This is a genomic window from Bosea sp. 124 (assembly GCF_003046175.1).
Classification (GTDB): Bacteria; Pseudomonadota; Alphaproteobacteria; order Rhizobiales; family Beijerinckiaceae; genus Allobosea.
The window spans coordinates 159,395-185,735 of the sequence record NZ_PZZM01000001.1; the positions used below are offsets into that span (position 1 = coordinate 159,395).

A 26,341-nucleotide genomic window follows, 5' to 3' on the forward strand; every position below is an offset into this window, starting at 1 on the left:
GTCAGGCCGCCTTCCCGACGCAATAGGGCTCGCCGAAGGGCAGGTCGGCGCGGATCGCGGAAATGTCTTGCCCGGAGCGGATCAGGCCGAGATAGAACAGCGCCCCTTGCGTATCGCCGACGAGGACGCAGCCCACGAGCCGGCCCTCGCGCAGGACGAATTTGCGGTAGATGCCGGCGAAGCGGTCCCGCAGCACCACGGTCTCGGCGCCCTCGCCAGCCTCGAACTCGCCGGCCGAGAACACGCCGACGCCACTGACCTTGAGATTGGTCGCGAGCAGCGAACCGGCATAGGCGGCCGACTTGCCCGCGAGCCGGGCAGCTAGTACCCGCGCCTGCTCATAGGCCGGCTCGACCAAGCCATAGACGCTGCCGCGATGCTCGGCGCATTCGCCGATCGCGAAAATGCTGTCGTCGTCGCTCGCCATGCCGTCATCGACGACGATGCCACGGTTGACGGCGAGACCGGCGGCCCTGGCGAGATCGGTGTTCGGCCGCACGCCGATCGCGATGACGACGAGATCGGCAGGAATGATCGTGCCGTCCTGCAGTTCGACGCCCTCGACCGTGTCTGTGCCGACGAAACCTTTCGTCGCGCTGTTCAGGCGCACAGCGATGCCGCGCGCGGTGATCGCCGAGGCCAGCAGGGCGGCGCCCTCGGCATCGAGCTGGCGCTCCATCAGCCGGTCGACCAGATGCAGCAGCGTGACGTGTCCGCCTGCCCTCGCGAGGCCGTATGCCGCCTCCAGCCCGAGCAGGCCGCCGCCGATGACGACGATGCGCGCCCCGCGCTCGGCAAAGCTGCGCATCGCCTCGACATCGGCGGTGTCGCGGAAGGTCGCGACGCCGGGCAACTCGCCGCCCGGAAAGGGCGGCTTCAGCGGCTTCGAACCCGTCGCCAGCACGAGCTTGCCGTATGGCAGGGTCAGCCCGTCCTCCAGCGTGACCGTCCTGGCAGCGCGATCGACCATCGAGACGGCACGGCCATAGAGCGTCGAGACGCCGCGTGCCTGCCACCAGGCGGCGGGCTTCAGCTCGATGTCGGGCTCGCCGATCTCGCCCGCCAGCAGGGGAGAGAGCAGCACCCGGTTGTAGGCCAGGCGGCCTTCAGCCCCGATCACCGCGATGGAATAGCGGCCGAGCGCGCGCTGGCTGAGCTCGTCAACCAGCCGCGTCGCGGCCATGCCCTTCCCGACGATGATCAGGGGCTCGGCCATGGCTCAGGCCACCCGCTTGATCTTCAGGGCCTTGAGATAGTCCATCGGCGCCGCCGGATCGAACTTCACGCCGTCGAAGAAGGTCTCGACGCCGCGCGAGTCTGTCGTCGGAGCGCCCGCGACGCCCAGCGTCTTGGCCGCCTCGCGCCAGAGATCGGAGCGGTTCGTCTTGTCGACGAGCCCCTTGATGTCGATCGTCGGCTCGAACTTGCCCCAGCGGATGTTCTCGGTGACGAACCAGGTGTCGTGACTCTTGAAGGGATGGGAGACTTCACCGCCCTCGCCCCAGAACTTCATGTAGAGGTTGGTGCCCTTGGCCTCGCGGCCGTTGCCATAGTTGATGTCGCCCTGCAGGCGCTTGTTGATATCGTTGACGGGGACGTTGAACCATTGCCGCCGGCCGACGATCTCGGAGAGTTCCTGGCGGTTCTCCATCTTGTCGGCCCATTGCTGGGCTTCCATCACCGCCATCAGGATGGCCTGCGTCGCCTTGGGATTGGCATCGACGAAGTCGGCGCGCATGCCGAGGATCTTCTCGGGATGCTTGAACCAGAGTTCGCCGGTGGTCAGCGCGGTATAGCCGATGTTCTGGTTGACGAGCTGTTCGTTCCAGGGCTCGCCGACGCAGAAGCAGTCCATCGTGCCGACCTTCATGTTCGCCACCATCTGCGGTGGCGGCACGACAATGACCTTGATGTCGGTGTCGGGATCGATGCCGCCGGCAGCAAGCCAGTAGCGGATCCAGAGGTCGTGGGTGCCGCCCGGGAAGGTCATGGCGGCGGTCAGCTCCTTGCCGGCAGCCTTCTTGCGTTCGAAGGCCTGCTTCAGCGGCGAGGAATCCTTCTGGACGTTGAGGTCCTTGTATTCGTTGGAGACCGAGATCGCCTGCCCGTCCTGGTTCAGGTTGAGCAGCGTGTACATCGGCAGCGGCTGGCTGTTCTGCATCACCTTGCCGGTCGCGTAGAGATGCGTCTTCGGGCGCAGGATGTGGCCGCCATCGATGCCGTTGGCCTTGAAGCCGAGCGCCATGTTGTCGCGCGTCGCGCCCCAGGAAGCCTGTTTGGCGATGTCCATATCGGGCAGACCATATTTGGCGTAGAGCCCCTTCTCCTTGGCGATGATCAGGGGCGCAGCATCCGTCAGGGCGATGTAGCCGAGGCGCGTGCCCTTGATCTCAGGTCCGGCCGATTGGGCGAAGGCGCCCGACGGCAAGGCCAGCCTGGCGGCGCTCAGCAGGGCCGCCGTGCCCGAGAGCCTGAGCAACTGGCGACGGCCGGCGTCAATGGCCCGGTCGTCGATGGCAATGGCTTTCGGCTTGGTCTCGACTGTCTTGGTCATCGATCGCCTCTCGGTGTGGACGTGAATGGGCCCGCCAGCCGCCGAACACGAAAAACGCCGCGCGAAATGCGCCCAGGGGCACGTTTCGACAGCGGCGTTGCTGTGCATTCCGGTTCGGAGGATGACGCGGGCAGCGTTGGCCGCGTTGCAGCATTCCTTACAAGGATCGTGCCAAATGAGGCTCAGATGCGCATAGTCTGGAATTGCAATAAGTTAGCTGGCGCTGCCAGCACGAGGCGAGGGCGCGAGAGGCTATCCCGCGCTGCACAAAAGGCCGCCATCGCATAAAAAGACGGCATCATCAGCCATCAATAATCATTGCCCGGAAAATAGGCAGGACGAAACACCGCCCTCGCCTGCTCGGTCATCTCCGGCGTGCGGACGATCTGCCCGGCGCTTTCCATCCCGGCCAGAATCCAGTCCGCGTGAGCCGGCTCCGGCCGCAGCGCGGCGCGGTCGAAACGGATGAAGCGCTCGACCTGCCGGGGTGGGCGCCCGCCGCCCTGCACCAGGTTGAAATGCAGCACCGGCTCGAGGATCTCCACCGGGAGCGCGAGCCTGTCCGCTGCCGAGAGGTGTTTGGCGAAGCGCGGGATGTTGGCGGGGTCGCAGGCCCATTCGCTGGCCCGGAGAATCGCGGCGGTGAGCTTCCCGACCGCCGCAGGCCGACGCTCGAGATCGTCGGCCTGCCAGGCCAGCACCTTGTCGGGGCAGTCGCGCCTGATATCGGTGCCGGTGTGGACCATGGCGCCGACGCCGGCGGAGACTGCCGCAGCGTTCCAGGGTGCGCCGGCGCAGAAGCCGTCGACGCGCCCGCTCGTCAGTGCCTCGACAGTCTGGGGCGGCGGCACGACCTCGAAACGGATATCCACGCCCAATGTCAGCCCGCCCTTGGCGAGCCATTCGCAGAGAAGATAGGTGTGGCTGGAGAAGCCGAAGACCGCGGCCAGCGTCAGCGGCGGCAGGCCCGATGCCTTGCGACGCGCCACGAGCGCCGCCAGCGCACGGGCCGAGATCGCGGTGTCCGCCACGTCGCCATCAGCCAGACGCGCCAGTTCCTCGTAACGGCGCACCGACACCGTGATCGCGGCGCCGTCGAGATTGAGCGCCAGCGGCACCGCCATCGGCACCCTGACCCCGCCGACGCCGAGCGTGGCGGCGATCGCCGCCGGGCCCAGCATATGGGCCGCGTCGAACAGGCGGACATTCAGCTTGTCGCGCAGGTTGGACCAGGAGACCTCGCGCACGAGCTCGAGATTGAGCCCCTCGGCCTCGGCGAAGCCCTGATCCTTCGCGAGGACGACCAGCGCGCAATCAACCAGCGGCATGAAGCCGACACGCAAGTGCAGGGTCATTTCAGCACCTCGGCTGCCGTGATGACGGAGCGCGCGATGTCGATGAGCTTGCGCTTCTCGTTCATCGCCGTGCGCCGCAGCAGGGCGTAGGCCTCGTCCTCGGACAGGTTCTTCATGCGCATCACGATGCCCTTGGCGCGATCGACCAGCTTGCGCTCCTCGAGCTGGGAGCGGGCCTCGTCCAGTTCCTCGCGCAATTTCCGGAAAGCGTTGAAGCGACTGATGCAGGTCTGCAGGATCGGCTGCATGCGCTCCTTCTTCAGCCCGTCGACGATATAGGCCGAGACGCCGGCCTCGACCGCGGCCTCGATCGAAGCGGAATCCGACTGGTCGACAAACATGGTGATCGGCCGCCTGACATGGCGGCTGACCAGGAACATGTCGGCCAGCGCATCGCGGCTCGGATCCTCGAGATCGATCACCACCACGTCGGGATCGTGCGTCTCGATGGCCGCGACGAGCCCGTGCGTCGCGCCGATGCGGACGAGGTCCGTGAAGCCGGCCTCGCGCAGGCCCTCGTCGATGATGGCCGCGCGCACCGGGTTGGCGTCGACGATCAGGATTTTCAGAGCGGGCCTCATGGCCGGCGACGGAGCCCCGGCTGACGGAGGAAAGGGACGCTAGCCGGCGAGGATGGCGACGCCCGCCAGCGCCAGACCGCCTCCGGCGATGCGGGCCAGCAGCGGCGCGCGCGCTGCCAGGACACCTGCCAGGCCGAGGCCGAGACCATGCAGCGCGGCCGTCGCCAGCACGAAGCCCAGCGCATAGCCGAGGCCGCTCGCGCCGGCCGGCAGTTCAGCGCCATGGGCATGGCCATGGAAGATCGCGAAGATGGCGCAGGCAGCGGTGCCAGCCGCCAGCGGCGGGGTCAGGTTCAGCGCGATCGCGAGGCCGAGCACCACAACCGAGACGGCGATGCCGATCTCGACGCCCGGCAGCGCCGCGCCCGACATGCCCCACAGGCCGGCGACGACCATCATCGCGACGAAGGCGAGCGGATAGGCGAAGCGCGCCCGGCCGCCGACCAGCCCGGCCCAGAGGCCGACCGCGACCATCGCGAGGACATGGTCCAGGCCAAACAGCGGATGCAGGATGCCGGCCTCGAAACCATGGACCGCGCCGACGCCGGTATGCGCCAGGGCCGGCCCAGCCAGGCCCAGCGTCACCACAGCCGCGCCCATCATCTTCACAACTGCCTGCATCGTCATCTCCCTCCGCCGTCCGTCACGCCGCCGGAGCGGCTCGCAAGCCGCCCGCCATCTCGATGAAATCGACCACCGCATCGACCCCCTCGCCCGCCTTCGTATTGGTGAAGACGAAGGGGCGCTTGCCGCGCATCAACCGCGAATCCCGGTCCATGACTGCAAGATCCGCGCCGACATGCGGGGCGAGATCGGTCTTGTTGATGACCAGAAGGTCGGAGCGCGTGATGCCCGGCCCGCCCTTGCGCGGGATCTTCTCGCCGGCCGCGACGTCGATGACGTAGATCGTCAGATCGGCGAGTTCGGGCGAAAAGGTCGCCGCGAGATTGTCGCCACCAGATTCGATCAGGATCATGTCCAGCGCCGGAAACTTCGCCCGCATCTCCTCGACGGCGGCGAGGTTGATCGAGCAGTCCTCGCGAATGGCGGTATGCGGGCAACCGCCGGTCTCGACGCCCATGATGCGCTCCTGCGGCAGCGCGCCCGCCACCGTCAGCAGCCTGGCGTCTTCCTTGGTGTAGATGTCGTTGGTGATGGCGCAGAGATCGTAGGTGTCGCGCATGCGCTTGCAGAGCACCTCCATCAGCGCGGTCTTGCCGGAGCCGACCGGGCCGCCGATGCCGACACGAAGCGGGCCATGGGGAGAGCGCGACATCTTCTAAAATCCCTTGAGCAGCAAGACAGGTTAACCGGCCGGAGCGGCGCGACAAAGCGGCGAATGGTCGTGCAAGTCGCGCGCCGCGCTCACGAGCGGAACAGCCGCGAATATTGCGTCTCATGACGCAGCGAGGCGATGTCGGAGCGCAGGGCGCAGCCGCCGAGATCGTCGAGCGTCGCAGGCTCGGCCACTGCCGCCGCCGCTTGCACGGCGGGCACCAGCGCAGCCGTGATCTTCTGCCCGTCGGTCTGGCCGACGATGCCGAGCCGGACGGAGGCCGAGACCAGATTGGCGACGAAGGCGAGGCCGTATGCGTCGAGCGAGGCCAGGAGCGGCACCCCGTGGCCGGCGCTCGCAACCGCGACGGCGACCGGATAGGCGACATCACCGTTCCAGACGGATTTGAGACGATCGATGGCGGCGCAGGGCCAGGCGGCACGGACAGCGGCGACGAAGGCATTGCCCTGGGTCACCGTCTCGAGCCGGCGCTCGGCGGAGTTCGCCAGCGCCAGAGCGAGTTCCGCTATCTCGACCAACGCGGCGTCGTCGCTGGTCCCGACCGCGCGCGCCGTGCAGGCGAAGAGGATCAGGTCGTTACGCAAGGAGCCATGGGCGACGAGCGCATCGAGCCAGTCGCGCAACGTCGCCGCGTCATGTAGATCGCCGCTTTCGAAGGCCCACTCCAGGCCGTGCGAATAAGCGAAGGCGCCGACCGGGAAGGACGGCGACAGCCAGACCATCAGGGGCAGATGGGCTGCCATATATGCGCTGCTCGATGCCCGCGCCGCTCAATGATCGTGCGTGTGGCCCTTGTGGCCGTGCTCGGCGCCATGCTTGTGGCCGTGGTCGTGATGGCCATGGTCGTGGCCGCAGCCGCAGGCGTCGCCATGCGCGTGGCTGTGGGCGTGAGCTTCGGCATGGCTGTGCGCATGGGCGTGATCGTGATCGTGATCATGGGCCGCGTGATCGTGGCCATGATGGGCGTGGTCGTGATGGGCGTGGCTGCCATGATCGTGGCTGGGATGGTCGCAATTGGCGAGGTCGTGGTCATAGGCGCCGCGCTCGGGCTGGAACGGGCGCATCACCGCCATCATCGCGCAGCCCTGCCCGCGCACCATCTCGGCCAGGACATGATCGTTCTCGATATAGATCGCGTCGGCGCTGATCTCGGCCGGCGTATGGCGATTGCCGATATGCCAGGCGACCCGCATCAGCCGCAACGGGTTTTCGGCCCGGATCTCGAGCAGGCTCTGCGGCGCGGCCTTGACCAGCACGAGCCGGCCGTCCTCGAGCTTGACGGCATCGCCGTCGCCGAGCGCGGTCGCCTTGTCGAGATCGAGCAGGATGTCGAGGCCGCCATCGCCCTTGAGCGCGAGGCGGCGGCGGTTGCGGTCATCATGGTCCAGCGTCAGCGTATCGACGACGCGGTCTTGCCTGACGGCGGCCTTGCGAACGACGGAGGTGGCGCGAAGCATGATGAGACGTCCGTGACAGGTAAGGGTCAGAGGCGGTCGATCGACCGCGGTTCGACCACTTCGATCACCGCAGGCGCCGTGACGCAAGCCCTCGCCGTCTCCAGAAACGCCACGACATGCGGCAAGCGCATGTGCCGATCGATGTCGGCGCGCGTCTCCCAGCTTTCGAAGGAGACGAAACGGCCGGGTTGGGTGACGCTTTCATGGAGGTCGTAGGCGAGGCAACCCTGTTCATGGCGGGTCGCAGCGATGCACTGCTCGGCGGCGGCAACAAACACGTCGCGCGCATCGAGGCGCACCTCGGCACGGGCGATGACGATAAAGGGATCAGACACTCAGACAGGCTCCGAAACGCAACGGGCATGGATGCCTGTCTACGCCGCAAGCCCCTCGGCGGATGCAGACAAGCTCCGTTTCGGGCTACCCCGCACCGCTGCGCCCTTATCGGGGCAGCGACTTCACCTCGGTGTCGAATTTCTTCAGCAGGCGCGATCGCTCGGCCGGGGAGCCCCAGCGCGCGGTGTCGTAATCGATCAGCTTCATCTCGGAGAATTTCGGCGCGTCGGGCGAGAGTGCCGAATTCCGGTTCGAGGGAATCGAGTTGATCTTCAACTTGGCGTTGATGTTCTGCGCCTCGGGCGACAGCGTGAAATCGACGAATTTGCGCGCGGCTTCGGGGTTCTTGCCACCCTTGATGATCGAGACCGAGCCGGTCTCGTAGCCCGTGCCCTCGCAGGGAGCGACGGTCTCGATCGGCGCGCCCTGCAGCTTCTGCGTCAGCATGTCGTGGATGAAGGCGATGCCGACGGCGGTCTCGCCGAGCGCGGTCGCCTTGACAGGCGCGATGCCCGACTTGGTGTACTGGTTGATGTTCTTGTGCAGGGCCTTGAGGTATTCGAAGCCCTTCTCCTCACCCAGCCGCTGCACGGTGGTGGCGAGGAAGACATAGGCGGTTCCCGACGAGTTCGGATCGGCGATCTGAACCTCGTCGCGGAGTTTCGGATCGAGCAGATCGGCCCAGCATTTCGGCGCCGCGATGCCACGCTTCTTGAGAAGTTCGGTGTTATAGCCGATGCCGAGCGCACCGAGATAAATCCCGCTGGTGCGGAATTTCGACTGCTCGGCGTGGCGCTGTGCCCAATCGAGCAGTTCCGGCAGCTTCGGCGACTTGTATTCGTCGAGCAGGCCTTCGTCGGCCGCCTGCAGATGCGGCTCGCCCGGCCCGCCCCACCAGACATCGCCGCGCGGATTGCCGGCTTCCGCCTTGACCTGCGCATAGACCTCGCCCGTGCTCTTGCGCACCATCGCGACCTTGATGCCGGTCGACTTCTCGAACATCGATGCACCCTCGCGGCACTGCTCCTCGAGGATCGAGCAATAGACCGTGACCTCGCCCTGAGCAGACGCCGGCGACGCGGCGGCGAAGCCGAGCGCAAACATCGCGGAGGCGGCAAGGAGCCGGGCGGCGCAGCGTCGATCCATGGCGTTCATCCCAGTTGGCATTGTTTTGCCGACTAGAAAGCTGGCGCCCTCGACCGTGTCAATGCCACGGTTTCGTCAGCTGTCCCGTGTCCCGTCCGGCAGGGCATCGATCGCTTCATCCGCGCCCTGGTCGCGCTTCAGCACGCCCTCGCGCAACACCTTCGTCGCGGCCTCGGCCTTCTTCTCGGGCGAGGTCGTCAGCGGGGCCGTTTCCGGTGTCGCCGTCAGCCCGACCTTGTTCGGCTTCTGGCCGTCGTTACGAGCGCTGGCCGCGAAGGTGGCGAGCGCCTCGGGTTGCTGTCCCTTCGGACCGGCGGGTTTCTCGTTGGCCATGGCGAACCTCCCCTGTTCTGGCAGAGGAGGAACGTGCGGCCTACCAAGCTGTTCCGTGCCGCCGGGCTCAGAACAGGAAGTAGCGCTGCGCCAGCGGCAGCTCCTTCGCCGGTTCGCAGACGAGTAATTCGCCGTCGGCCACGACCGCGTAGGTCTCCGGATCGATCTGGATGTCGGGCGTGGCGTCGTTATGGATCATGCTCTTCTTGGAGATGCCGCCGCGGGTGTTTTCGACCGCGACCATCTCCTTGTCGGTGCCGAGCCGCTTCTGGAGGCCGTTGGCGATCGCGGCCTGCGAGACGAAGACCAGCGAGGTCGAGGTCACGGCCTTGCCGAAGGCGCCGAACATCGGGCGGTAATGCACCGGCTGCGGCGTCGGGATCGAGGCGTTGGGGTCGCCCATCGGCGCGGCCGCGATCATGCCGCCCTTGATGACGAGATCGGGCTTGGTGGCGAAGAAGGCCGGCGACCACATCACGAGATCGGCGAGCTTGCCGATCTCGACCGAGCCGATATGGCGCGAGATGCCATGCGAGATCGCCGGATTGATCGTGTATTTCGCGACATAGCGCTTGGCGCGGAAATTGTCGGCGCCAGTGCCGATATCCTGGGCGAGAGCGCCGCGCTGGACCTTCATTTTGTGAGCGGTCTGCCAGGTGCGGGTGATGACCTCGCCGATGCGGCCCATGGCCTGTGAATCCGAGGACATCATCGAGAGCGCACCGAGATCGTGCAGGATGTCCTCCGCCGCGATGGTCTCCTTGCGGATGCGGCTCTCGGCGAAGGCAAGGTCCTCGGGGATCGAGGGCGACAGGTGATGGCAGACCATCAGCATGTCGAGATGCTCGTCGAGCGTGTTGACGGTGAAGGGCCGCGTCGGGTTGGTCGATGACGGCAGCACGTTCTCCAGCCCCGCGACCTTCATGATATCGGGCGCATGGCCGCCGCCCGCGCCTTCGGTGTGGAAGGCGTGGATGGTGCGGTTCTTGAAGGCCTTGATCGTATCCTCGACGAAGCCGCTCTCATTGAGCGTATCGGTGTGGATCATCACCTGGACATCGTAGTCGTCGGCAACCGAGAGGCAGTTGTCGATCGCGGCCGGCGTCGTGCCCCAGTCCTCGTGCAGCTTGAGTGCGCAGGCGCCAGCCTCGACCATCTCGACCAGCGCTCCCGGCAGCGCCGCATTGCCCTTGCCGGCGAAGGCGAGGTTCATCGGGAAGGCGTCGGCGGCCTTGATCATCTGGCCGAGATGCCAGGGGCCCGGCGTGCAGGTCGTCGCCAACGTGCCATGGGCGGGGCCCGTGCCGCCGCCCAGCATCGTGGTCAGCCCGCTCATCAGCGCATCCTCGATCTGCTGCGGGCAGATATAGTGGATGTGGCTGTCGAAGCCGCCGGCCGTGATGATCTTGCCCTCGCCGGCGATGACTTCGGTGCCGGGTCCGACGATGATGGTTTCCTGCGGATCGAAATTGCCGAAGCCGGCCTGGATATCGGGATTGCCCGCCTTGCCGATCGCACAGATGCGCCCTGCCCTGATGCCGATATCGGCTTTCACGATGCCCCAATGGTCGAGGATCAGCGCATTGGTGATGACGGTGTCGACCGCGCCGTCGGCATTGCGGACCTGGGACTGGCCCATGCCATCGCGGATGACCTTGCCGCCGCCGAACTTCACCTCCTCGCCATAGGTGGTGAAGTCCTTCTCGACCTTGATGACGAGTTCGGTGTCGCCAAGCCGCACCGTGTCGCCGGTGGTGGGGCCGAACATCGCGGCATAGGCATTGCGCGGATAATTGAAGGGCATCGTCTCGTCTCCTCGAGGCAGGCCAGTCTTGGAGGCAGATCAGGGTTTGGGCGGCTCAGAGCTTGGGGCTACTCAGAGCTTTCCCATCACCTCCTGGCGAAAGCCGTAGACCTCGCGCTTGCCGGCGAGCGCGACCAGCCTGACCTCGCGGGTCTGGCCCGGCTCGAAGCGCACCGCCGTTCCCGCGGGAATGTCGAGCCTGAACCCCCTCGCCCGGTCGCGCTCGAAGGCAAGCGCCGGATTGGCTTCGAAGAAGTGGTAGTGGGAACCGATCTGGATCGGCCGGTCGCCGGTGTTCGACACCGTCAGGCTCAGGCTCTCACGGCCCTCGTTCATGATCAGGTCGCCGGGCAGCGTCGTGACCTCGCCGGGCTTCATCGCATCAGAAGCGCCGCGGATCGGTTCGTGCACGGTGACGAGCTTGGTGCCGTCGGGAAAGGTCGCCTCGACCTGGACGTCGTGGATCAGCGCGGCGATGCCGTCCATGACCTGGTCGGCGCTGACGACATGGGCGCCGGCCTGCATCAGCTCGGCGACGGACCTGCCGTCGCGCGCGCCCTCGACGACGAAGTCGGTGATCAGCGCGACGGCTTCCGGATAGTTCAGCTTGACGCCGCGCTCCAGCCTGCGCCGTGCCACGATGGCAGCCATGGCGACGAGCAGCTTGTCCTTTTCGCGCGGCGTCAGATTCATTGCTTGCCCTTCTCTTCGTCGTCGGAGATCTCGTCTTCGGAGACCTCGTCCTCGCCGTCTTCATCCTGATGCTCGTCTTCGTCGTCCTCGACGCCGAAATCGGCATATTCATAGGCGAAGACGATCTCGCCCGTCGCCGGATCGAAGGCGCTGGAGGTCGAGTCCTCGAACGCCTCGATCAGCATCTCGGCATCGTCGGGGCCGTCGACGTCGAAGCGGCGCACCGCATCCTCGCCTTCGCCACTGAGCGCCAGTTCAATGGCCCAGCCCCGCGCGCCGGTGTCGTAGATGCATTTCAGACCCTGGATCGCCAGCATGATGCTCTCCTCAAGTTGACCAGGTGCGCGGCAGCGCACGGCCGGTCAGTTGCCCGAGCAGCGTGACGAGCACGCGACGCAGCGCCTGGGCATCGGGGGAAAGCAGGCGGATCACCAGAAGGTCGGAGACGATGCCGGCGCCGAGCTCGACAGCGTCGGCAGGCTCGTCGGCGGCCAGCGCGCGGATCTGCTCCAGCCTGTCCTGAAGAGCAGAGCCGGCGGCGATGATCGTGGCGGCGGCGCGGGCACCGGCGCCAACCGCCCGCCGCGCCAGCGTCTCGGCAATCGCACCCTCCAGCCGCACATCCTCGGCGAAGACGAGCCTGCCCTCACGGCGGATGCGCCAGCGGTCGCGCAGCGCGCCGCGCAGCATTGCCTCGCCCATGGCGCTGCGGCCGAAAAAGACGGTTTCGCAAGCGACCAGCCGGGCATCGGAGGCAAGATCCACCGTGAGGCTGCGGGCAAGCCGTGCGCCGGAAAACAGGATGCTCTCCTGCGGCAGCCATGCGAGAGCGGCTCCAACCCCGACCGTCAGGCGCGTCTCGATGCGCGTATCAGAGGCCTGGCTGCGATAGATCTTCTCGGCCGCCTGGGTCGTGATGACCGCGTCGCTTCCGGGGTCGAGCACCGCCTCGACCCGCATGGCGTCGCCGCCGGCCATGCCGCCGCCGGTGTTGATCAGAACGGCCTCGCTGGTCGCGTCGAAGGTTGTCGGGAAGCGGGCGCGATAGCCGCCGGATTCCGCGAGATCGAGCCGGTGGGTCTGCATACCGACGCGCCCGAATCGCAGCCGGACCCCGCCTGCGGCGCGGACATAGGCTGGGAGAAGCGGGTCACTGGCTGCCGGAAGAGGCGGCGCGAACATGAAGACATCCGGACGGACGGGGCGGGATGGGCGAAACCCCGCCAATCTTCCGCGCGCCCGTTTGCCGGGCAAGGGCTTCGGTTGCGTCTCGCGCCCAAATTATAGGCAACCGCGAAGCGGCAACCGCGCTCAGCCGCGCCCTGCCAGGAAGGCCTCGATCTCGGCGCGATGCGGCGCACCGGCACGCCCGCCGAAGCGGGTGCATTTGATCGCAGCAGCCGCCGAGGCAAACCGGATCGCGGCACGCTCGCCTTGCCCTTCCGCCAACCCCAACGCGAAGGCGCCGTGCCAGACGTCACCCGCGCCGAGCGTATCGACGGTCTCGACCGCGAAGGCCGGTGCGTGGACGAGTTCGCCGTTCTCGACGAAGAGCGCGCCCTCCTTGCCCAGCGTGACGGCGAGCCAGGTCGGCATGTCCCGCGCCACCCGGGCGAGGCCGGTGCGCGGGTCCTCCTCGCCCGAGAGCTCACGCAGCGCCTGGGCGCTGAAGGCGACATGGCTCGCCGTGCCGACGAGATCGGGATGGGGCGGCTTGCGGTCGCCGTCGAGGACGCCTGGCACGCCGGCTTCGCGCGCCAGCCGCAGCGCGGCAAGCGCCCCTTCGCCCCAGCGGGTGTCGGCGAGCACCGCGCCCGCACCGTCGGGCAGTGCGGACGGCAGCCAGCCGGTCTCCTCCGGCATCGCCGGGTCGGAATAGGAGATGACCATACGCTCGCCCGCGGCATCGACCAGGATCGCCGAGACCGGCGAGCGCAGGCCGGGCAGGCGCCGGGCGAAGCGCGTTTCCACCCCCTCGCCCGCCAGATCGGCGACGATCTGGTCTCCGGCCAGGTCGTCGCCGAGGCGCGTCGCCAGCCAGCAGCGGCCGCCGAGCCGGGTGATCGCGACGGCTGCATTGCTGGCGCAGCCGCCACCGACGACAGCGAGGTCCCGGGAGCGGTATTTCTCGCCGCGGGTCGGCATGGTCTCGACCTTGTAGACATAGTCGAGCGTCGCGATGCCGAGGCAGAAGACGCCGGTCATGCGCGGGACGGCGGAAGTTCGGGCCCGAAACGGACGCCGTCGATATCGGTATGGATGAAGTCGTTGCCCTTATAGGCGAGCTTGAGACCGGCCGTCCGGGCAGCAGCATAGGCGAAGCAATCGCCCATGTTCAGGCGGGCTGGATGGCCCGTGAGATGATGGTAGCGGGACGCGCAGACATGGGCTGCCCTCATCGCCGGCGCGCCAAGGTCCACAATCTCGCCCTTCACGTCCTCGATGAATTCAGTAACGGCGGCGAGAGCCTCATCAAACGTCGCTCCCTGCCCCGCCAGCCGGGCCGAGGCCTCGAACACGGCCAAAGCGGAGCATCTGATCCTCGGGGACAAGGCGATCGCTTCGAGCGCGGCGTTCCCCTCCTGCTCCCTGAGCAGGACGGCCAGGATCACCGAGGCATCGAGAAACATCAGGAGTCGCCATACTCGCGGTCGAAGAACTCCTTGTGGGACAGTCCATCATCCCTGAGATCGAATTTCGCGAGACGAGCGCGCGCCTTCTCCGCGGCCTCGAAGACGAGTTTGCGCCTTTCGGCACGCCGCTCCAATTCAAGGCGCACGGCAAGACCGATCGCGCCTTGAAGCGTCAGACCATCCTGTTCGGCGAGTTCGCGGACATCGCGATCGATCTGCGTATCCCGGACGAGGATTCCCATGACCAGCTCCATGATATCAGAATTGATATCATGGGCTGATATCAGGCGCAATCGATCCCGATCACCACACCCCGGTGTTCGGCATGCTCGACCACGGCTCTGCCGGCGGCTTCGGATCGCCCTTCTGGAGGATCTCAATGGAGACGTTGTCGGGCGAGCGGACGAAAGCCATGTTGCCGTCGCGCGGCGGGCGGTTGATCGTCACGCCGGCCTTCATCAGCCTGTCGCAGGTGGCATAGATGTCGTCGACCTCATAGGCGAGGTGGCCGAAATTGCGGCCGCCGGTGTAGACCTCCGGATCCCAGTTATAGGTCAGCTCCAGCGTGGGGCGGCCGCGGCTGCCTTGCTCGCGAACGCTCTCGGCCTCGTCGGACCCGGCGAGGAAGACCAGCGTGAAGCGCCCCTTCTCGTTCTCGATGCGCCGGGTTTCGACCAGACCGAACTTGGTCACGTAGAAATCGAGCGAGGCATCGAGGTCGGTGACACGCACCATGGTGTGGAGATATCGCATGCTGAAGTTCCTCTCAGGCCAGCCTCGAGGGGCCGGGTTCGTTCTGGCAGGGGCCCGCCGAACCGTGTCGGGTTGATCCTACCGCTGAATCGGGCGAAAGCATCGCCGCTCCCGAACACAATTCCAAGAAGCAGGCGCGCAGGACAGGCCATGACCGCAATGCACGACGGCACGGAGACGGCGCGCATCCGCGCTACGCCGGCCGAGATCGCGCAGATCAAGCAGCGCGCCGCCATTCTCTCGGTGATGGCGACATTGCTGCTGACAGGCGCCAAGATCGTCGGCGCGATCCTCTCCGGCTCGCTGGCGCTGCTGACGGATGCGCTCCAAGGCCTGATCGATGTCGGCTCGACGCTGTTCACCTGGTTCGCGGTGCGGGTTGCCGACAAGCCGGCCGATGACGAGCACCATTACGGCCATGGCAAGGTCGAGGCGCTGGCGGCGCTGGTCGAAACCGCGATCCTGTTCACGCTGGCCGGCGCAATCCTCTGGGAGGCCGGCAGCCGGCTCTGGGCCGGGCTCGTCGAGCACGTCCAGGTGACGCCGCTGGTGATCGGCATCATGCTGCTCTCGATGACCGTCGACGCGATCCGCTGGCGCTCGCTGACGAGGGTCGCGAAGGAGACCGGCAGCGAGGCGCTCTCGGCGGAAGCGACGCATTTCTCGGCCGATTTCGTCGGCTCGGCGCTCGTGCTGGCGGGGCTCGTAGGGGTCTGGTACGGCGTGGCGCGCGCCGACACCATCGCCGCTTTCGCGGTCGCCGCGTTCACCGCGCTCTCGGCCTACAGGCTGGGGCGCCGCACGCTCGACACCCTGCTCGACGCCGCCCCCCGCGGCGCGAGCGAACGTTTGCGCGAGGCGGCCGAGGCCGTGCCGGGCGTCGTCGGCGTCAACTGGCTCAAGATCCGCCCCACCGGCGGACGCATCAATGGCGAGATCGGCATCAGCGTGTCGCGCACACTGCCCCTGGAACGTGTCGCGGCGATCCGCGAGGCGCTGGGAGCCGCGTTCCAGGCGATCGAGCCCGGTGCCGAGATCGCGGTCACGACCGATCCCGTGCAGGTCGACGACGAAACCGCCCTCGAACGCGTCCTGCTGATCGCGCTCAAGCTGAAGATCCCGGTGCATCACGTCACCGTTCACAGCATCGGCCAGCGCCTCTCGGTCAGCCTCGACATGGAGGTCGAGGCCAGTCTTCCTCTCGGCCAGGCGCATGAGATCGCGAGCCGCCTCGAGGCCGCGATCCGGGCCGAATTCGGCGGCGAGACCGAGGTCGAGACCCATATCGAGCCGATGGAGACCAGCACGCATAGCGGGCACGACGCCGCCTGGGATACGGTCGAGGACATCGGCAAGGCGCTGGCGGCCGAGGCTACGCAGCTCGGCGGGCCGATCCACGACATCCACGGCGTCAGGGTGCGCCAGACCATGAATGGACTCGTGGTGAACTATCATTGCCGGGTCGATCCGGCGCTCGACGTGGCGTCGGTTCATGCTGCCGTAGACCAGATCGAGCGTGCGGTCCGGATCGCGCGGCCGCAGGTCTGCCGCCTCGTCAGCCATGCGGAACCGGCGATCCGGGGCGCCGCAAGCTAGCCACAAGCCCCGCCCTTTCAGCGCGCCCACCGGCAGGTTACAGACAAGGCGAGCTATCCAGCCCGCCCAGACGCCCTTTTGCCCACACGCCGCTTGCCAGAGTTTTCCATGCGCGCCGAAGATACCCCGCTGATCCGCCTCGAGGACTATCGCCCGTCCGACTGGCTGATCGACACGGTCGATCTCGACATCCGCCTGCACCACAACAGGACGCGGGTGCGGTCGCTGCTGAGCCTGCGGCCGAACCCCGCCGGTCGGCCGGATGCGCCGCTCGTGCTGGACGGCGACGAACTCTCGCTCAGCGCGCTGCGGCTCGACGGGCTTTTGCTCAATGACGGCGCCTACACCGCGACGCCGCAGGCGCTCACCCTGCATGCGCCGCCGCGCCGCCGCTTCACGCTGATGATCGACACCGAGGTCGACCCGTCCGCGAATACCAAGCTGATGGGGCTCTATCGCTCCTCGCGGGTCTATTGCACGCAGTGCGAGGCGGACGGCTTTCGCCGCATCAGCTATTTCCTCGACCGCCCCGACGTGATGTCGGTCTATACGGTGAGGCTCGAGGCGGCGAAGATGTCGGCGCCCGTGCTGCTGTCGAACGGCAACCTCGTGGCGGCCGGCGAGATCGCCGGGGGTGAGCGCCATTTTTCGGTCTGGCACGACCCGCACCCCAAGCCCGCCTATCTCTTCGCCCTGGTCGGCGGCGCGCTCGACCATGTCCGGCAGGACTACGTCACGGCCGATGGCCGCAGCGTCGAACTCGCCGTCTATGTCGAGCCCGGCAAGGCCGACCGCGCCGGCTGGGCGATGGATTGCCTGGTGCGCTGCATGCGCTGGGACGAGCGCGTCTTCGGTCGTAACTACGATCTCGACGTGTTCAACGTCGTCGCGGTCTCGGACTTCAACATGGGGGCCATGGAGAACAAGGGCCTCAACATCTTCAACGACAAATACGTTCTCGCCGATCCGCAGACGGCCACCGACGGTGACTACGCCTCAATCGAGGCGATCATCGCGCATGAGTATTTCCACAACTGGACAGGCAACCGCATCACCTGCCGCGACTGGTTCCAGCTCTGCCTGAAGGAAGGCCTGACCGTCTTCCGGGACCAGGAGTTCTCGTCGGACGAGCGCTCGCGGCCGGTGAAGCGCATCGCCGATGTCCGCACCCTGCGCACGACGCAGTTCTCCGAGGATGCCGGCCCGCTCGCCCATCCGGTCCGGCCGCGCGCCTACAAGGAGATCAACAACTTCTACACGCCGACGGTCTACGAGAAGGGCGCGGAGGTGATCCGCATGCTCAAGGTCCTGATCGGCATCGAGGCCTTCCGGGCAGGCATGGATCTCTATTTCGCGCGTTGCGACGGCAAGGCGGCGACGATCGAGGAATTCCTCGCCTGCTTCGCGGAAGCCTCGGGCAAGGACCTGACCCAGTTCGCGCGCTGGTACGAACAGGCAGGCACGCCGACCATCATCGCCTCGGGACGCTACGATGCGGGGGCCCGGAGCTTCACGCTCGACCTCGCCCAGACCACAGCGCCGACGCCGGGCCAACCCGACAAGCAGCCCGTGGTGCTGCCGGTCACGCTCGGGCTAATCGGCCGGGCGGGCGACCTGCCGCTGAGGACGACGTCGGCGGCCTATGCCGGCGACGGGCTGATCGTACTCGACCAGCCATCGCTCTCGGTGACGTTCAGCGATCTGGACGAACAACCCATTCCCTCGCTGCTGCGGGGCTTCTCGGCGCCGGTCAGGCTCGAGCTCGATCTCGCGGATGCCGACCTGCTGCGGCTGTTCTCGGCCGACAGCGATTCGTTCAACCGTTGGCAGGCCGTGCAGACCGTGGCGAGCCGCGCGCTGGTCGGCGCCGGCCGCAATACTGCCAAGCGCGACGCCCTCGCCGCGACCGCCGGCGAGCTTGCCGAGGTGCTGATCCCCTTCCTGCGGGATCAGGCTCCGGCCGACCCGGCCTTCGCGGCGCAGGTGCTGCGCCTGCCGGCCCAGGCCGACATCGCCCGCGAGATCGGCCAGGCTGTCGATCCCGATGCGATCCATGCCGCCCATCGCGGCCTCTCGGCAGAGATCGGCCGACGGCTCGGACCGCATCTTCTCGCCTTGCACGAGACCCTCGACACGAAGGCGCCCTATCGACCCGATGCGGCCTCCGCAGGCCGGCGCGCCTTGCGCAACGAGGCGCTCGGGCTGATCGCGCTGACGTCGCCCGAGGCGGGCGCGCGCCTCGCCGAGGCGCAGTTCGCCGCCGGCGACAACCTGACCGACAGGCTGGCGGCACTGGCGGCGATGACGCTGGTGCCGGGTGAGTCCCGCGAGGAGCTGATCGGCCGCTTCGCGAAGAGCTATGCCGCCGAGCCTCTGGTCCTCGACAAATGGCTGATGGCGCAGGCTCTGATCCCGGAGGCGGGCACGCTCGACCGCGTCAGGGGCCTGATGCAGCATCCCGCCTTCTCGCTCGGCAACCCCAACCGCATCAGGGCGCTGATCGGCGGCTTCGCGGCCAACCTGACGCAGTTCAACCGGCCCGATGGCGAGGGCTACGGCTTCGTGGCCGAGATCGTGATCGCGCTCGACCGCACCAACCCGCAGGTCGCCTCGCGCCTGCTCGGTTCGTTCAAGAGCTGGCGCATGCTGGAGCCCGGCAGAAAGGCGCTGGCGGAGGCCAAGCTCGCCATGGTGGCGCAGACGCCTAACCTCTCGCGGGACGTCGCCGACATCGCCGAGCGCGCCCTCGGCTGAAGAGGTTAATGCGCACCTGTCCAGAAGGTTAACGTTTCATTACCCGCGCAGGATTCATTGGATAGAGCGATACAACCGGAGCGCGAATTCGCGCATCTGGATTCAACTCAAAGCTAGACAAAGCCGCTCCCGCGGATTCAACTGAAAGTGATTCGCGGGGATGCGGCACGTCTCCCGATCTACTCACGGTAAAGTATCCGAAGGGGGACGGGCATGACGCGTGCCAACGCGGGCTGCGCAACTGTGCGCGCAGACACGATTCTGGGGGTCGCCAGATCGCTGACGCATCCGCTCTATCAGCGGTTCGAGAGCCTCGAACCGACTCTCCGTACCGTGATCCCGGGCCTCGTCGCCCTCTTCATCGTCATCCTGGCGGCAGGCGCCGCGCTCCAGACCTCCGCCATGCGCGAGGATGCGCTGCTCGACGCCGCCGGCGACATGGATCTGGTCTCGGCCCTGCTGGCACGCGACCTCGACAACGGGGCCAGCACGGGCAAGGCTCCCGCCGCGGTCCTCGCCGCCCTCGCCTCCCGCCACCTCGCTGCCCATGGCCGGATCGTCCATGTCAGCGCCGAGGACGGCCATGTCGTCGCCAGCGAACCCGTCATCGGGCAGACGCAGCGCACCCTAGTCGATTTCCTCGGCCAGACCCAGCCGCTGACGGCCTTCGGCGACCGCGCCGGCGTGATGCGGATCACGCTCCCCGGCGGCATGGAGGTCTTTGCCACTGTCCGGAATCTCGCCTCGCCGCTCGGCCAGGTCGCCGTGCTGCAACCTGTGTCGCGCGCGCTCTCGACCTGGCAGCAGCGCCGTGGCGGGCTCGCCCTGCTCTTCGCCGCCGCCGGCGTCGTGCTGACCGCCATCACCGTCGGCTTCGTCCTGCAATCCAGGCGGGCGCGCGCCGCCGACGAGGACTGCGACTGCGTCCGCGAGCGCATCGACACGGCGCTCAACCGCGGCCATTGCGGGCTGTGGGATTGGGACCTCGCACGGGGACGAATCTACTGGTCGGATTCGATGTACGCCATGCTCGGCTATGACCGGGCCGGCCAGTACATGTCATTCGGCGAGGTCAGCGGCTTCATCCATCGCGACGACGTCGATCTCTATGCGCTCGCCGACGCGATCAGCCGCGGCGAGGCCACCCATCTCGACCAGGAATTTCGCGTCCGCGACAGTTCGGGCAACTGGATCTGGCTCAAGGCCCGAGCCGAGCTCGTCACGGATCGCCGCACCCACTCGCAGCATCTCGTCGGCATCGTCGTCGACATCTCCGAGCAGCGCCGCATGGCCGAGCGCACCGCGACATCCGATGCCCGGCTGCGCGACGCCGTCGAGGCGATCTCGGAGGCCTTCGTGCTCTGGGACGCCGATAACCGCCTCGTGCTCTGCAACGCCAAATACCAGCAGCTTCACCGGCTCCCGGCAGAACTGGCCCAGGGCGGCGCCAGCCATGACGAGATCATGATGCTGAGCGCACAGCCGAACATCGACCACGAGCCGATGCGCTCGCTGCGCAGCAGCGACGGGGCTTCGTCCTATGAGGCGCGCCTGTCCGACGGACGCTGGCTCCAGATCAACGGCCGGCGCACCAAGGATGGCGGCTCGGTCTCGGTCGGCACCGACATCACCAAGCTGAAGCAGCAGGAGGAGCGGCTGACGCAGTCCGAGCACCAGCTCCTGATGCATGTCACGGACCTCAAGGCCTCGCGCCAGAAGCTGGAGACGCAGGCACAGCAGCTCGCCGACCTGGCCGAGCGCTATCTCGAGCAAAAGGCTGCGGCGGAAAGCGCCAACCGCGCCAAATCCGAATTCCTGGCGAATATGAGCCATGAGCTGCGCACGCCGCTGAACGCCATCATCGGCTTTTCCGAGATCATGCAGAACGGCATGTTCGGGCCGCTCTGCGAGAAATACACCGACTATGTCCAGGATATCCGCTCCAGTGGCGGCTACCTGCTCGGCATCATCGACGACATCCTCAACATGTCGCGTCTCGAAGCCGGCAAGGTGCATCTGGAGACGTCCGACATTTCGCTCGGGCTCGTCATCGACGAGGTGGTTCGCAAATCGCAGGACGAGATCGACCGCAAGCGTCTCCAGCTCAGCATCGAGGGTACGCGCGACGCCCATCTCGAGGCCGACCCGCACGCGCTCTACCAGGTCCTCGGCAACCTGCTCGACAACGCGGTCAAGTTCACACCGGAAGACGGGCAAGTCGCCATCCGCATCCGGCAGGTCCCGGGCGCGCTGAACATCTTCGTCGAGGATACCGGCATCGGCATCCCCAAGGAGAAGATCGACCGCATCGGCCGGCCCTTCGAGCAGGTCGAGGGCGATTTCACCCGCAGCTACAAGGGCTCGGGGCTCGGCCTCGCCATCGCCCGTTCGCTGACCGAGCTGCATGGCGGCTCGCTGCGTCTGCGCTCGGCGATCGGCGCGGGCACCATCGTCATGGTGCATCTGCCGCTCGCCGGCGGGGTCGGACGCATCACGGCCCGGGCAGCGTGAGGCTGCCGCACGCCCTCAACCAGCGCGGGCGGCGTTCAGGACACGGGTGAAGATCGCCCGGACGCCAGCGCGAACCTCGTCGAGTTCCGCCCGCAGCACCTTGGTATCGGGACGACCGACGGCCGTCGCGATGCGGTTCATCACGCGGGCGGGCACGGCGGCGGGATCGAAGGCCTCCTCCACCGTGAAGCGCTGCCAGAGCTGGACATCGCCGATCAGGCGCGTCGCCTCCTCCAAAGCAGCGGCATCGGCCGCCGCCAGCAGCCCCGCCGCGCGGGCCGCGGCAAAAACCGAGGCCGTATCGCGCACCAGCAGGCCGGGATGGTCGCTGGAATAGGCGAGCACGAGGAACTGGGCGAGGAAATCGAGATCGGTCAGGCCGCCGAGCGCGAGCTTGAGATCCCAAGCGTTCTTCTCGCCCTTCTCCTTCGCGATCAAAGCGCGCATTTCGGCGACGGCGGCGGCGACCCTGGCTGGCTCCCGGCGGCGGCTCAGGATCGCCCGGATCGAGGTTTCCACGCGACCGGCCAGTTCAGCATCGCCCGCCACGACGCGGGCGCGGGTCAGCGCCATCTCCTCCCAGATCTCGGCCTCACCCGCGTGATAGGCCTCGAAGCCGGAGAACTGGGTCGCGGCCGGGCTCTTGTTGCCGGAGGGGCGCAGCCGCATGTCGACCTGATAGAGCGTGCCGCGCCGTGTCGGCACGGTCAGCGCGGCGACGAGGCGCTGGGTGAAGCGCACATGCCAGGTAACGGGATCGAGGCTGCGGCGGCCATTGCTCGGCTCGGCCTCGTCCGGCCGGTCATAGAGCAGCATCAGATCGAGATCGGAGGATGGCGTCAGCTCGCCGGCCCCGAGCCGGCCGAGGCCGAGCACGACGGCCTGCCCGCCCTCGATGACGCCGTGATCGGCGACGAACGCCTCGCGCGTATCGGCGAAGGCGACCCGCAGGCATGCCTCCGCGACCGCGCAATAGGCCTGCGCCGCCGTTTGCGCCTGATAGACACCGGACAGGAGACGTGCGCCGACCAGGAAATTCTCCTGCCGGGCGGCGTCGCGCAAACGGTCGAGCCCGTCCTCGACGCTCGGCGGCGGCGAACCGACGACGCTGCGGATGCGGGCCACCAGCGCGTCGCAATTGAGCGAGGCCTGGCCGAAGGCCGGGTCGATGACACCATCGAGGACATGAGGATGGAGTTCCGCGACCTTCGCCAGGCGCGGCGCGCTGCCGAGGATTTCGGCAAAGAGCGTGAGCAGCGAGTCCTGCGAGCGCAGCAGCGTCAGGAGCTCGATGGCGGCCGGCATCCGCACGAAGGCATTGTCGAGATGGGCGAGCGCGCCGTCAGGATCGGCCGTGCGGCCGAGAGCGACCAGCAATGCCGGCGTCAGTTCGGTCAGCACCTCACGGGCGCGGGCGCTGGTGACGGCGGGGCGGCGGCCGAAATGCCAGCCGCGGACGGTCTCCGCGGCCGTCAGCGCCTGGCGGAAGCCGAGCTTCTCCAGGGTCTCCAGCGTCGCCGGATCGGGTTCGGAGCCGGTGAAGCTCAACGTACCGGCCTCGCTCGCCAGGCTCGGCCCTTCTTCGAAGAGCAGGGCGTAATGGCCCTCGACACGCCTGGCATGGAAGGTCAGCGCCTTGCCGAAGGCGGCCGTCGAGCGATAGCCGCAGAAGCGGGCGAAGGCCTCCAGATCTGCAGCCTGCTTGGGCAGGGTCTGGGTCTGCTCGTCATTCCGCATCTGGAGGCGGTGCTCGATGGTGCGCAGCCAGCGATAGGATTCCGCCAGTTCGTCGCGGGCCTGCGGCGTGATCCAGCCTTCCTGGGTCAGTTCGCCCAGCATCTCGAGCGTGCGCGGGCCGCGCAGGGTCGTGCGCCTGCCGCCGAAGACGAGCTGCTGGGTCTGCACGAAGAACTCGATCTCGCGGATGCCGCCACGCCCGAGCTTCACATTGTGGCCGGCGACGGCAATCGTCTCATGGCCCTTCACCGTCTGGATTTGCCGCTTCATCGCGTGGATGTCGGCAATCGTCGCGAAGTCGAAATATTTGCGCCAGATGAAGGGGGCGAGATCGGCGATGAAGCGGCGCCCGAGCGCGAGATCGCCCGCGACGGGACGCGCCTTGATCATGGCAGCGCGTTCCCAGTTCTGGCCGACCGTCTCGTAATAGGCATAGGCAGATGGCAGGCCGACGGCGACATGGGTCGAGGCCGGGTCCGGCCGCAGGCGCAGGTCCACGCGGAAGACATAGCCGTCCGGCGTGCGCTCCTGGATGATGCGCGCGATCTGCTGGGTGAGGCGGACATAGAAGCTCGTCGGCTCGGCAACGCCGGCAGCCTCCGCCACCTCCGGATCGAAAAAGACCACAATGTCGATGTCGGAGGAGTAGTTCAGCTCGCCAGCGCCATGCTTGCCGAGCGCCAGCACGACCAGCCCCGACCCCTCGCCCGGCACCGCCGCATCAGGCAGCCGGATGCGGCCAAGATCGGCGGCGGCGCGCAAGACATGCTCGCTCGCCAACCTGACCGCCATGTCGGCGGTAGCGGTCAATGCAGCAGTGACCGTCTCGACATCCCAGACGCCGCCGATGTCGGCGAGCGCGATCAGGAGAGCCATCGTCCGGCGGAAGCGGCGGAGCAGGCGCATCAGCTCGGCACTGTCGGTCGCGGCCGTGCCCCGCCCGGCGATCCTGGCCAGGAGCGTGTCGCGATGCGCCTCCGGCGCGCTCGTCAGGCAGGTGAGCAGGCCGGCCGGGTCCTGCCGCATGATCTGGGTCAGGAAGGACGCGTGGGCGAGGATGCCGGCAACGAGCGCGGCCGAACGGGGATATTCGGCGAAATGGGCGACGAGTGCCTGCGCCGCCGCGTCGTCATGCAGACGCTCGATCAGGTCACGCGTCAGAACAGCCCCGGCGCGGGCGCGCGCCGGAAGCACCGGCGCCAACTCCAACCTGTCACAGAGCCGCCCCGTCATCGCGCATCCCCTCAGAGGGATGGCAAGCCAGCAGGGTTTGCCTGCCCTGTCGAGGCGGGACGCTCCGACGAGGTGAAGGTGTCCACAGGCTTGGCCGCTGCGGCCATCGTTTCCCCGACATTGAGCTCGGCAGCGCCAGGATCGATGGTCCCGCTCTCGGCCAGCGGCAGGGCGATGACGACGCGCAGGCCGGGTGCGTTGTCCTCCAACCGCATCTGGCCGCCATGCAGCCGAACGACGCCGGCGGCGAGCGACAGGCCCAGGCCGAAGCCCGGCTTGCTGCGGCTGGCATCGAGCCGGACGAAGCGGTCAAGGACGCGGACACGATCCTCCTCCGGGATGCCCGGACCGTGATCCGATACCGACAGCAGGACCTCGCCGTCCGCCTGCCTGGCGGCGACCGTGACCACGGTCTGACCGCCCTCGCCCGACTGGCCGTATTTCAGCGCGTTGTCGATCAGGTTCGCCAGCGCCTGCCCGATCAGTTCGCGATTGCCCTCGACGCGCAGGCCCGGCGCGACCTCCGTGACCAGCGACAGCCCGGCCTCTTCGGCCAGCGGCTCGTAGAGTTCGGCCATGCCGGAGACGATCTCCGAGAGGTCGAGCCTGTCCATGCTGTCCTGGATGCGGCCGGTTTCCAGCCGCGCGATCATCAGCAGCGCGTTGAAGACGCGGATCAGGTTGTCGGCCTCGTCGATCGAGCCGTCGAGCGCGGCGCGGAGTTCGTCCGGCGACTTCGCCGTCCGAAGCGCCTCCTCGGCCCGGTTGCGCAGCCGGGTCAGCGGGGTCTTGAGGTCGTGGGCAATGTTGTCCGAGACCTGCTGCATGCCGGCCATCAGCTCGCCGATGCGCTCCAGCATCGCGTTGAGGTTAAGCGCCAGCCGGTCGAGTTCATCGCCGGTGCCCGAGATCGCGAGCCGGCCCTTGAGGTCCCCCGCCATGATGGACTGTGCCGTGCCGGTCATGTCGTCGATGCGCTTGAGCACGCGCCGCGCCACGAACCAGCTCGCGAAGCAGCCGAGCACGAAGACCAGCAGCAAGGACCAGCCCGCAGCGCGCCGGATCACGATGCCGAGCCGCTCGCGCTCCTCGACATCGCGGCCGACGAGCAGGCGAAACCCGCCCGGCAGGATGAAGATGCGCACGATCGCGCGGCTCGGCGTGTCGACCGCATCGCTCGAGCGGGCGTATTCGATCTCGGTCTCGCCGGGACGGTCGAGCGTGCCCGGCGGCAGCGCCTCGACATTGCCGGCAATGCGCTCGCCGACCGGCGTGGTGACGAGGTAAAGCGAGGCGCCCGGCGCGCGCGAGCGGCGCTCGATGACGTTGACGAGCCGCCTGATGCCGCCGAGGCGCTGCTGCTCGGCCAACCCCTGGATCTCGGCGTCGATGGTCGAGCGGATCTGGTCGTCGAGCAGGCGCTTGGCGTTCCAGGCGACATAGCCGAGCAACAGCCCGGCGAAGAGCGCGAACACGACGAGATAGACCGCCGTCAGCTTGAAGGCGGTCGTCCGGAACAGGTTCGGCAGGAAACGCTGCGCCTGTCGCGGCGCGATGGCGGCGCCACC

The 26,341-nt window shown here is 67.5% G+C and carries 24 protein-coding genes; 3 read left to right on the plus strand and 21 right to left on the minus strand.

Annotation, left to right across the window (positions count from 1 at the left end; genetic code table 11):
• Position 1 precedes the first annotated feature (1 nt).
• The 19 genes from C8D03_RS00815 to C8D03_RS00905 form a co-directional block, all read right to left on the minus strand.
• Positions 2-1,216, minus strand: a complete 1,215-nt coding sequence (locus C8D03_RS00815) for an NAD(P)/FAD-dependent oxidoreductase (protein ID WP_108044562.1) — start codon at positions 1,214-1,216, stop codon at positions 2-4.
• Between the two features lie 3 nt (positions 1,217-1,219).
• On the minus strand, positions 1,220-2,554 hold the full coding sequence (locus C8D03_RS00820) for a CmpA/NrtA family ABC transporter substrate-binding protein (RefSeq protein ID WP_108044563.1): 1,335 nt from the start codon (positions 2,552-2,554) through the stop codon (positions 1,220-1,222).
• A gap of 308 nt (positions 2,555-2,862) precedes the next feature.
• Complete coding sequence (locus C8D03_RS00825) at positions 2,863-3,909, minus strand: CmpA/NrtA family ABC transporter substrate-binding protein (RefSeq protein ID WP_108044564.1); 1,047 nt, start codon at positions 3,907-3,909, stop codon at positions 2,863-2,865.
• The gene (locus C8D03_RS00830; protein ID WP_108044565.1) at positions 3,906-4,490 is read right to left on the minus strand and encodes an ANTAR domain-containing response regulator; all 585 of its coding nucleotides are present in this window, start codon (positions 4,488-4,490) and stop codon (positions 3,906-3,908) included. Before C8D03_RS00830 ends, C8D03_RS00825 begins: the two co-directional genes overlap by 4 nt.
• 39 nt (positions 4,491-4,529) lie before the next feature.
• Positions 4,530-5,111, minus strand: coding sequence for a HupE/UreJ family protein (locus C8D03_RS00835; RefSeq protein ID WP_108044566.1), 582 nt, complete (start codon positions 5,109-5,111; stop codon positions 4,530-4,532).
• Between the two features lie 22 nt (positions 5,112-5,133).
• Entirely contained in the window at positions 5,134-5,766 is a 633-nt protein-coding gene (gene ureG / locus C8D03_RS00840) for an urease accessory protein UreG (protein WP_108044567.1), read from the minus strand.
• 89 nt (positions 5,767-5,855) lie between these two features.
• On the minus strand, positions 5,856-6,530 hold the full coding sequence (locus C8D03_RS00845) for an urease accessory protein UreF (RefSeq protein WP_108044568.1): 675 nt from the start codon (positions 6,528-6,530) through the stop codon (positions 5,856-5,858).
• A 27-nt stretch (positions 6,531-6,557) separates the two neighbouring features.
• Complete coding sequence (locus C8D03_RS00850) at positions 6,558-7,244, minus strand: urease accessory protein UreE (protein ID WP_108044569.1); 687 nt, start codon at positions 7,242-7,244, stop codon at positions 6,558-6,560.
• Between the two features lie 26 nt (positions 7,245-7,270).
• Entirely contained in the window at positions 7,271-7,579 is a 309-nt protein-coding gene (locus C8D03_RS00855) for a putative quinol monooxygenase (RefSeq protein ID WP_248308302.1), read from the minus strand.
• A gap of 106 nt (positions 7,580-7,685) precedes the next feature.
• Positions 7,686-8,726: an ABC transporter substrate-binding protein gene (locus tag C8D03_RS00860; protein ID WP_248308303.1), complete on the minus strand. Its 1,041-nt coding sequence runs from the start codon at positions 8,724-8,726 to the stop codon at positions 7,686-7,688.
• A 75-nt stretch (positions 8,727-8,801) separates the two neighbouring features.
• Positions 8,802-9,059, minus strand: coding sequence for a hypothetical protein (locus C8D03_RS00865; protein WP_108044571.1), 258 nt, complete (start codon positions 9,057-9,059; stop codon positions 8,802-8,804).
• Positions 9,060-9,126: 67 nt separating this feature from the next.
• The gene (ureC, locus tag C8D03_RS00870) at positions 9,127-10,863 is read right to left on the minus strand and encodes an urease subunit alpha (RefSeq protein ID WP_108044572.1); all 1,737 of its coding nucleotides are present in this window, start codon (positions 10,861-10,863) and stop codon (positions 9,127-9,129) included.
• 72 nt (positions 10,864-10,935) lie between these two features.
• Complete coding sequence (locus tag C8D03_RS00875; protein WP_108044573.1) at positions 10,936-11,556, minus strand: urease subunit gamma; 621 nt, start codon at positions 11,554-11,556, stop codon at positions 10,936-10,938.
• Positions 11,553-11,873, minus strand: coding sequence for a hypothetical protein (locus tag C8D03_RS00880; RefSeq protein ID WP_108044574.1), 321 nt, complete (start codon positions 11,871-11,873; stop codon positions 11,553-11,555). The genes C8D03_RS00875 and C8D03_RS00880 overlap by 4 nt, the downstream gene beginning before the upstream one ends.
• A 10-nt stretch (positions 11,874-11,883) precedes the next feature.
• On the minus strand, positions 11,884-12,738 hold the full coding sequence (locus C8D03_RS00885; RefSeq protein ID WP_108044575.1) for an urease accessory protein UreD: 855 nt from the start codon (positions 12,736-12,738) through the stop codon (positions 11,884-11,886).
• A gap of 129 nt (positions 12,739-12,867) precedes the next feature.
• Positions 12,868-13,761, minus strand: a complete 894-nt coding sequence (locus C8D03_RS00890; RefSeq protein WP_108044576.1) for a PfkB family carbohydrate kinase — start codon at positions 13,759-13,761, stop codon at positions 12,868-12,870.
• Positions 13,758-14,186: a type II toxin-antitoxin system VapC family toxin gene (locus C8D03_RS00895; protein ID WP_108044577.1), complete on the minus strand. Its 429-nt coding sequence runs from the start codon at positions 14,184-14,186 to the stop codon at positions 13,758-13,760. The genes C8D03_RS00890 and C8D03_RS00895 overlap by 4 nt, the downstream gene beginning before the upstream one ends.
• On the minus strand, positions 14,186-14,443 hold the full coding sequence (locus C8D03_RS27075; protein WP_108044578.1) for a type II toxin-antitoxin system VapB family antitoxin: 258 nt from the start codon (positions 14,441-14,443) through the stop codon (positions 14,186-14,188). The genes C8D03_RS00895 and C8D03_RS27075 overlap by 1 nt, the downstream gene beginning before the upstream one ends.
• A 49-nt stretch (positions 14,444-14,492) precedes the next feature.
• Positions 14,493-14,942: a VOC family protein gene (locus C8D03_RS00905; RefSeq protein WP_108044579.1), complete on the minus strand. Its 450-nt coding sequence runs from the start codon at positions 14,940-14,942 to the stop codon at positions 14,493-14,495.
• A 150-nt stretch (positions 14,943-15,092) separates the two neighbouring features.
• Here C8D03_RS00905 and C8D03_RS00910 point away from each other — a divergent pair, with 150 nt between their 5' ends.
• From C8D03_RS00910 to C8D03_RS00920, 3 genes are all read left to right on the plus strand, one after another.
• Entirely contained in the window at positions 15,093-16,538 is a 1,446-nt protein-coding gene (locus tag C8D03_RS00910; protein WP_248308305.1) for a cation diffusion facilitator family transporter, read from the plus strand.
• A 108-nt stretch (positions 16,539-16,646) separates the two neighbouring features.
• Positions 16,647-19,292: an aminopeptidase N gene (gene pepN, locus C8D03_RS00915; RefSeq protein WP_108044581.1), complete on the plus strand. Its 2,646-nt coding sequence runs from the start codon at positions 16,647-16,649 to the stop codon at positions 19,290-19,292.
• 213 nt (positions 19,293-19,505) lie between these two features.
• A complete protein-coding gene (locus tag C8D03_RS00920) occupies positions 19,506-21,803 on the plus strand; it encodes a PAS domain-containing sensor histidine kinase (RefSeq protein ID WP_108044582.1) in 2,298 nt (765 codons plus the stop codon).
• Between the two features lie 15 nt (positions 21,804-21,818).
• Here the strand turns inward: C8D03_RS00920 and C8D03_RS00925 are convergent, their stop codons facing one another.
• Both C8D03_RS00925 and C8D03_RS00930 read right to left on the minus strand, forming a co-directional pair.
• A complete protein-coding gene (locus C8D03_RS00925) occupies positions 21,819-24,773 on the minus strand; it encodes a bifunctional [glutamine synthetase] adenylyltransferase/[glutamine synthetase]-adenylyl-L-tyrosine phosphorylase (protein ID WP_108044583.1) in 2,955 nt (984 codons plus the stop codon).
• Positions 24,774-24,784: 11 nt separating this feature from the next.
• Positions 24,785-26,329 (minus strand): sensor histidine kinase, encoded by a 1,545-nt coding sequence (locus C8D03_RS00930; protein WP_108051031.1) that lies wholly within the window; start codon positions 26,327-26,329, stop codon positions 24,785-24,787.
• Between the last annotated feature and the right edge of the window lie 12 nt (positions 26,330-26,341).

Excerpts from the sequence above, each read along its gene's own strand:
- C8D03_RS00815 (WP_108044562.1), bottom strand. The coding sequence starts at position 1,216 with ATGGCCGAGCCCCTGATCATCGTCGGGAAGGGCATGGCCGCGACGCGG.
- C8D03_RS00820 (WP_108044563.1), bottom strand. The coding sequence starts at position 2,554 with ATGACCAAGACAGTCGAGACCAAGCCGAAAGCCATTGCCATCGACGAC.
- C8D03_RS00825 (WP_108044564.1), bottom strand. The coding sequence starts at position 3,909 with ATGACCCTGCACTTGCGTGTCGGCTTCATGCCGCTGGTTGATTGCGCG.
- C8D03_RS00830 (WP_108044565.1), bottom strand. The coding sequence starts at position 4,490 with ATGAGGCCCGCTCTGAAAATCCTGATCGTCGACGCCAACCCGGTGCGC.
- C8D03_RS00835 (WP_108044566.1), bottom strand. The coding sequence starts at position 5,111 with ATGCAGGCAGTTGTGAAGATGATGGGCGCGGCTGTGGTGACGCTGGGC.
- ureG (WP_108044567.1), bottom strand. The coding sequence starts at position 5,766 with ATGTCGCGCTCTCCCCATGGCCCGCTTCGTGTCGGCATCGGCGGCCCG.
- C8D03_RS00845 (WP_108044568.1), bottom strand. The coding sequence starts at position 6,530 with ATGGCAGCCCATCTGCCCCTGATGGTCTGGCTGTCGCCGTCCTTCCCG.
- C8D03_RS00850 (WP_108044569.1), bottom strand. The coding sequence starts at position 7,244 with ATGCTTCGCGCCACCTCCGTCGTTCGCAAGGCCGCCGTCAGGCAAGAC.
- C8D03_RS00860 (WP_248308303.1), bottom strand. The coding sequence starts at position 8,726 with ATGGATCGACGCTGCGCCGCCCGGCTCCTTGCCGCCTCCGCGATGTTT.
- C8D03_RS00865 (WP_108044571.1), bottom strand. The coding sequence starts at position 9,059 with ATGGCCAACGAGAAACCCGCCGGTCCGAAGGGACAGCAACCCGAGGCG.
- ureC (WP_108044572.1), bottom strand. The coding sequence starts at position 10,863 with ATGCCCTTCAATTATCCGCGCAATGCCTATGCCGCGATGTTCGGCCCC.
- C8D03_RS00875 (WP_108044573.1), bottom strand. The coding sequence starts at position 11,556 with ATGAATCTGACGCCGCGCGAAAAGGACAAGCTGCTCGTCGCCATGGCT.
- C8D03_RS00880 (WP_108044574.1), bottom strand. The coding sequence starts at position 11,873 with ATGCTGGCGATCCAGGGTCTGAAATGCATCTACGACACCGGCGCGCGG.
- C8D03_RS00885 (WP_108044575.1), bottom strand. The coding sequence starts at position 12,738 with ATGTTCGCGCCGCCTCTTCCGGCAGCCAGTGACCCGCTTCTCCCAGCC.
- C8D03_RS00890 (WP_108044576.1), bottom strand. The coding sequence starts at position 13,761 with ATGACCGGCGTCTTCTGCCTCGGCATCGCGACGCTCGACTATGTCTAC.
- C8D03_RS00895 (WP_108044577.1), bottom strand. The coding sequence starts at position 14,186 with ATGTTTCTCGATGCCTCGGTGATCCTGGCCGTCCTGCTCAGGGAGCAG.
- C8D03_RS27075 (WP_108044578.1), bottom strand. The coding sequence starts at position 14,443 with ATGGAGCTGGTCATGGGAATCCTCGTCCGGGATACGCAGATCGATCGC.
- C8D03_RS00905 (WP_108044579.1), bottom strand. The coding sequence starts at position 14,942 with ATGCGATATCTCCACACCATGGTGCGTGTCACCGACCTCGATGCCTCG.
- C8D03_RS00910 (WP_248308305.1), top strand. The coding sequence starts at position 15,093 with ATGACCGCAATGCACGACGGCACGGAGACGGCGCGCATCCGCGCTACG.
- pepN (WP_108044581.1), top strand. The coding sequence starts at position 16,647 with ATGCGCGCCGAAGATACCCCGCTGATCCGCCTCGAGGACTATCGCCCG.
- C8D03_RS00920 (WP_108044582.1), top strand. The coding sequence starts at position 19,506 with ATGACGCGTGCCAACGCGGGCTGCGCAACTGTGCGCGCAGACACGATT.
- C8D03_RS00925 (WP_108044583.1), bottom strand. The coding sequence starts at position 24,773 with ATGACGGGGCGGCTCTGTGACAGGTTGGAGTTGGCGCCGGTGCTTCCG.